The 361-nt window shown below is 71.7% G+C and carries 1 protein-coding gene; it reads right to left on the bottom strand.

The features are described 5' to 3' along the window. Nucleotides 1-66: 66 nt before the first annotated feature. On the bottom strand, nucleotides 67-361 hold a 295-nt coding region (locus tag Q673_RS33405), incomplete at its 5' end, for an integrating conjugative element protein (protein ID WP_023007137.1).

Raw genomic sequence — 361 nt, 5'->3', positions numbered from 1 at the left:
GGTGTTGAGCTCTACCGCCGGACGCAGCAGCGCCTCCAGGGGGTGTGTCTGGTTCATCGTGCGCTCCTACTGCTCCAGCCCCTGAGCCGTCACCAGCACCGGGTAGTGGGCCAGGCCCAGCCGACCGGCCAGGTCGTCCCCCGGCGTGGGGCGCAGCTCGAGCCCCGGCACCGCCTCGCGCAGGCGCTCAAGCCCCTCGGGTGTGGCCACCTCGACGATCAGCCCCACCGCGTTGAGCTCGCGCAGGGTATCCCCGCGGGCCTCCAGCCAGCGAAGCGACAGCGCATCGTCGCCGACCAGGAAGAAGGGCGTCATGTGGCTCGGCAGCTCCAGCGGTCGAAAGCGCACCTCGCCGGGCGAT

Origin of the sequence: Halomonas sp. PBN3, assembly GCF_000475415.1 — a bacterium.
Classification (GTDB): Bacteria; Pseudomonadota; Gammaproteobacteria; order Pseudomonadales; family Halomonadaceae; genus Halomonas; species Halomonas shengliensis.
Note: the sequence above shows the minus strand (reverse complement) of the source record. Positions and strands in the feature narration are given on the sequence as shown.